Source organism: Parapedobacter flavus (assembly GCF_035818675.1).
In the GTDB taxonomy this organism is placed as follows: domain Bacteria; phylum Bacteroidota; class Bacteroidia; order Sphingobacteriales; family Sphingobacteriaceae; genus Parapedobacter; species Parapedobacter flavus.
Genome location: NZ_JAYKZZ010000002.1, coordinates 1 through 5,897 on the forward strand (window position 1 = coordinate 1; position 5,897 = coordinate 5,897).

The 5,897-nt window shown below is 54.9% G+C and carries 2 protein-coding genes; both read left to right on the plus strand.

Annotated features, from left to right (window positions below):
* The first annotated feature begins 1,247 nt into the window (after positions 1 to 1,247).
* Complete coding sequence (locus U9S71_RS03510) at positions 1,248 to 3,281, plus strand: hypothetical protein (protein ID WP_326325297.1); 2,034 nt, start codon at positions 1,248 to 1,250, stop codon at positions 3,279 to 3,281.
* A 12-nt stretch (positions 3,282 to 3,293) separates the two neighbouring features.
* On the plus strand, positions 3,294 to 5,897 hold a 2,604-nt coding region (locus tag U9S71_RS03515), incomplete at its 3' end, for a DUF6443 domain-containing protein (protein ID WP_326325299.1).

A 5,897-nucleotide genomic window follows, 5' to 3' on the forward strand; every position in this document is an offset into this window, starting at 1 on the left:
ATAATCATACTCGCTATTTTTTATCCCTGGGGGTTGATTGCCCAGCCGAACAAGATCCTGCCGGTCTCGCCCGAGGCGGCTGCGTTAGCCAAAATGGTGAATTACCCGGTCAACCTAAATACGGGGATACCGGATATCAGTATTCCCCTGCACGAGATCCGGGTAGGGGGTATGGTACTCCCGATTGCCCTGCAGTACCATGCGGGTGGCTTCCGTATCAATGAGCAAGCGACCCGGGCGGGGCTGGGGTGGTCCTTAACCAGTGATTTGCAGATTACCAGATCTGTAAACGGACTGGATGATATCAAGGCGTCTGTTGGCTACTTGGCAAATACGTTCGTAAAAAGCAAGGATACACTGTATTATTCAGACGCCAACGCCTATCCGTTAAATTCAGTCACTCCGTTTCCCTACAGGAACCAGTATGATATTGCCATGGGCGAAAAGGACGGCAGCCCCGACAAATTCAATTATAAACTGCCGAATAAATCAGGTTCCTTCTATTTCCAAAAGGACAACACGGGCACGGGTTATACCATTGTACCGGTACCTTATAACGATATCGAGATTACCTGGAACCAGGGGCAGTTCAAAATCGTCGATACGGACGGTACCGTTTATTTTTTTGGGAGTGTCATCCCGTCTGGGGGCTGGGATACCGATGATGCAGTGTCTCTGGGTTTTGAAGTAACGGGACAAATTGGAATAGGAACCTGTATTGACTGCATAATTTCATCTTGGAAATGCAAACAGATCGTCAATGCAACGGGGACATCGCAGATTGATTTTGAGTATGAGAAGAAAGCTGTTGCCCAATTCCGGACTTACCAAGATAAAATCGAATATTATTACAATGGACAAAACCCAAGTGCTTTCCGCCCTTACTACCGTTCAGATCAATATCCGATTAACAACGCAAACAGTTATGAACATTTGCTACAATCGGTGGATCTGTGGTCTGTCTCCACTCCTAAATGGATGGAACATACGGCCAAATCCAGACGTTTCCATGTTCCCTATGTGAACAGCACAACGGGGACAGTCACCGATAAGATCTATCCAGTTACCCAGGGAGTCAATTACACCTCCATTAGTGTGGGAGGGCTTGCACTCAAGCAGATTACCTACAGTGGGGGCGAGTGTTGTTATCGGGAGCGGATAAACTGGAGACCATTACGGTCTACCGGGGGCAAAGCAACAGGCAGAAGGAAATTAGCTTTATTCAGAGTTACACGCCTGCTGTGTATATGCAGGAGGCTGAGAATATCAACGGCCCTGATTTTCAGGGGACACTCTACCTTGACGAAGTACGGATATCGGGCAAACAAGCGCCGGCCGTGGAAACCTACACGTTACAGTACCTTGACAAGCAGTGTTTCGGCAACCACTTGAAAGGGCACGACGTTTGGGGTTACCGCAATGCTTATACCTTTGAAATCCCGCATCCCAATGCAGGAACATCCGCCGTACCGGCTCACAGCCTCAGCCAGCGCTATTATTTTTACAGCAACTATTTCCATGACAATGTCGTTTTCAATTTCGGGGGCAACAGCAGCCAGGAGATGCCTAATGAACAATACATGAAGAAAGGCGTATTGTCCCGTATTACTTACCCGACGCAGGGTTTCACGGTATTCAATTTCGAGGCAAACAGGTATAAAGTGCAGCAAAGTGGCGGACCGGTAACCCGTATAGGCGGCGGTTTGCGGGTCAGTAGCATATTGCACTACGATGCTGGTGGAACAACCCCGGTTTCACGTAAGCATTATAAATATGGCGAAAGCGAGGATGGCACTGGGGTGTTGATCAATCCTCCCGCAAGCGATACCGATGTGGAAGGTAACATTACCTATGCGGGTTTCAGCTACGAGCAGGTCATGAGTTACCTGACGGGACCGAATGACGTACCCGGAAACGACACGCCGCCGTTTTATCCCATTCCAATCGATTGTGACAATAGGAGCTGCCTTTATCCGGTTGCGAACGAAACCAAAACGACTTATCTCCCTTCGTCTTTTCTCGATTTCACCTATGCAAATGGGGCGCCGATTTATTATACCAGCGTGAGCGAGTACCGGGAGGGATCTACACAATTGCAGGGAAAGAAGGTATATCGTTACTACGCTCCAGATGTGTTCCATGACATCACTGTGCCGCTTTGGACAGGGAGTCATATTGAAGGCACCAATATCAGACGTATTCAGACAGCGGGGTTCATGGGTATGAAAAAGGCAGAAACCAGCTACAAGAATGTAGCGGGCACACTTACTCCCGTTCTGAAAACGGAGTACACATACGAGCGATATCTTCGGCCAATGATGATACGGGTGGTTTATGCTTTCCTGAAGGTCGAATTCAGTGTTGTTGGTGGCAATTTCGACGGAAATCATTTCGATCTTTATAACCAGTCTTATCCACTCGGGGCGGGGTCGCAACCGCCGAGTGATTATTATGAGAGTGGCCAATACGGCATAGCCGTGGGCAGGATGCTGCTGTCAAAGACCATTGAAACCGATTATTCCGGCCCCGTTCCGCGGGCGAAGCAGACGGAGTATTTCTACGACAATGCCGAATACACCCAGCCCAGCCGTGTCCGGGTGACCGATAGCAAGGGTGTGCAGTTGCAGACCACTTACAAGTACCCATACGACTATACCGGTACCGTTTACCAGCAGATGGTAAACAAGAACAGGATAGCGCCGGTAATCGACGAGGTGGTTAACCAGGTGAGCCCGGCGAAGCAACTGAGCCATAAAGAAACCACGTGGGGTACGGTCTCCGGCTTCCAGGTGCCCATCCTGGTAAAACAATCAGAAAAAGGGGCTACCCTGTATCCAACATACAGTTATGATACCTATGATGACAAGGGGAACCTGCTGCAGGTTACACGGAAAATCACCGCTTCCATCAACGGGCCCCGCACGGTTTACTTGTGGGGTTACGGCAAACAATACCCGATTGCGGAGATCCGGAATGCGACGTATGCCACGGTGGTGGCGGCCCTGGGCGGCACCACGGTGGTAAACAATTTCTGCAACCAGGCCAACCCCACACCGCAACAGGTGCGGTCATTCCTCCAGCCGCTGCGCACCAATTCGCAGTTGGCGGGTGCGTTGGTGACCACCTACACCCATGAACCGCATGTGGGCCTACGGAGCAAGACCGATGAAAAGGGATCCACCGTGCACTATGAATACGATGACTTCCAGCGCCTGCAGTGGATTAAGGATAATGAGGAATACCCCGTGCAGCGTTTCCATTACAATTACCGTACACCGTAACCAGCAACAGCGATGAAAGCAATACCACTGTATAGGCGGACGGGCTTACTGCTCGTCGCGCTATTTCTGACCATCCCCGCAACCCGGGCGCAGCTTGTGCTGAGCGCAGCCAACATGACGGGCGACCATACCGACCCGGTGAGCATCACTCTGGCGGGTGGATTCAGCACCGGGGGCACATTCCATGCCTACATCAGCGGCACCCCCGGCGGGGGCAGCCCGACCCCGCTGGGCAACTGGAACTACATCCAGACATTCACTTACCTATCGGCCCTGGCGAGCGCCCCGGCGAACCCCTTGCCCGAGCAGGCCATGCAGGATGTGCGTTATTTTGACGGGTTGGGCCGGCAGGTGCAGGAGGTGCAGGTAAAGGCGGTGCCCGGCAAGGGCAAGGATGTGGTGGTGGCCATGAGCTACGATGCGTTCGGGCGGGCCGACAAACAGTACCTACCATACGCCACAGCCACCGGCTTGGGAGGTGCGTTCAAGAGCGGGGCTGCCGCGGCGCAGGCCACCTACTACAATAACCCGCCTTCGGGGTCGGGGATCGTGAAAATCCTTTCTTATGGCGGCACCACGCCGTCGTACAGCCAACTCCTGTATGAGCCCTCGCCGCTGGACCGTGTGCGCGAGCAGGGTTTTGCCGGGTCCGTGTGGCATGCCCAGCACGGTTCGATGGCCGGCAGCGGCCACACGGTACGTACCTTCCACACTACCAACAACACCACGGGTTTCGGTACGTTGGCCACCACGCGGCGCGTGGCCCGTTATGGGATAAACCTGAATGCAAGCAATGAGCCCGCCCTTACGCTGGATGGATACTATGCTTCGGGGCAGCTGGAGGTGGCGGTGGTGGCGGACGAAGGCCAATCGGGCAGTATAGAAACGTTTGCCGGCCGGTTGCACACCACGGAGGAATATACCGACAAGCTGGGGCGCGTGGTACTCCGCCGCACCTTCAACCAGAACGGCTCTACACCGGAGATGTTGAGCACCTATTACGTATATGACGACTACGGCAACCTGGGCTATGTACTCCCGCCGGCGGCGGAACCGGACCGGGCCTCTTTCCCCACGGACAAGGCCGACTGGCTGGACCAATATGCCTACCAGTACCGCTACGATATGCGCAACCGGTTGTCGCACCGCCGCCTTCCCGGAACGGCTGCGTGGGAGAACTACATTTACAACGGGCTTGACCAAGTGGTTTTCCACCAAGACAGCCGGCAGCAGGACGAAACCTATCCGGGTTTCGGCCCAGGGCCGTACCACTGGTTCCAGAAATACGACGTGCACGGCCGGGTGGTTATGCGGGGTGTGGAGAAGAACCACACGGCGGCGTACAGTACGCTGGCTGCCGCGGTGGGTGGCGCTTCGGTGCAGTGGGAGGGGCGCTCATCCGCCAGCGGTAACCTGCACGGCTATACAAAAACTTCGTTGCCGAATACGGTGGCAAACCTGGATGTGCTGGAAGTCCATTACTACGATGATTACAGTGGCATCCCCGGGCTGCCGCACAACCAATCGACCAGCTACAGCGGCATGACTAAAGGGCAGCTGGTGGCTACGAAGGCGAAGGTGCTGGGCACCTCTGCCACGTACCTGTGGACGGTGTACTATTACGACGATAGGGGGCAGGTGGTGCGCGAGTGGAAGCAGCACTACCTTGGCGGCTCGTCCACGTCGAGCAAGTTCGACGATATCACCAGGGAATACAACTTCGCGGGGCAGTTGGAGAAGGAGATACGAGAACACCATACCACGACTGCCTCGACGCCCAACGTGACCATCATCACGGAGTACGACTACGACCACCGCGGGCGGCAGACGCACACGTGGAAGACGGTGAACACCGGCACGCGCACGCTGATTGCGCGCAACACGTACAACGAGGTAGGGCAGTTGCGCAACAAGGGGCTGCACAGTACCAACGGCGGCACGAGCTTCGGGCAGGCGGTCACCTACAGCTACAACGAGCGGGGCTGGCTGAGGTACACGCATTCGGACCTGTTCCGGCAATTGCTACGCTACGGGGATACGTCGTCCAACCCGCAGTACACGGGCAACATCTCGCACCAGGTTTTCATGCGCCGGAGCAACACAGGCAGCCCGCCGGCGTGGGTGCCCGATACGTACAGCTATACGTACGATGCATTGAACAGGCTTAAACAGGGGGCAATGGCCAGCAGCAAAGGACGCGAGACACTCACCTACGACCGCAACGGGAACATCAAGTCCCTGGTGCGTACGGGTACCAATAGTACGGCGGTGGACAACCTGACCTATACGTACACGGGCAACCGGTTGACAAGCGTAGTGGATGGGGTCACCTCGACGGATGCGGCCTACCAACTGCCGGGCACGACGGATTATACTTACGATGCCAACGGGAATATGAAGACGCGCACGAATACCGGCAGCACGGGCAACAACATCGCGGCGACCACGTACAACTACCTGAACCTGCCCCAGAGCGTGACGGCCACCGTGGGGAACGTGACCTACACGTACGATGGCACGGGGCGTAAGCTTCGTAGCGTGGGCGGCATCCTGGGACAGACGCGCGACTATATCGACGGCATTGAGTACTACAATGGCACGATGGAGCTGATCCAT

Excerpts from the sequence above, each read along its gene's own strand:
- U9S71_RS03510 (WP_326325297.1), top strand. The coding sequence starts at position 1,248 with ATGCAGGAGGCTGAGAATATCAACGGCCCTGATTTTCAGGGGACACTC.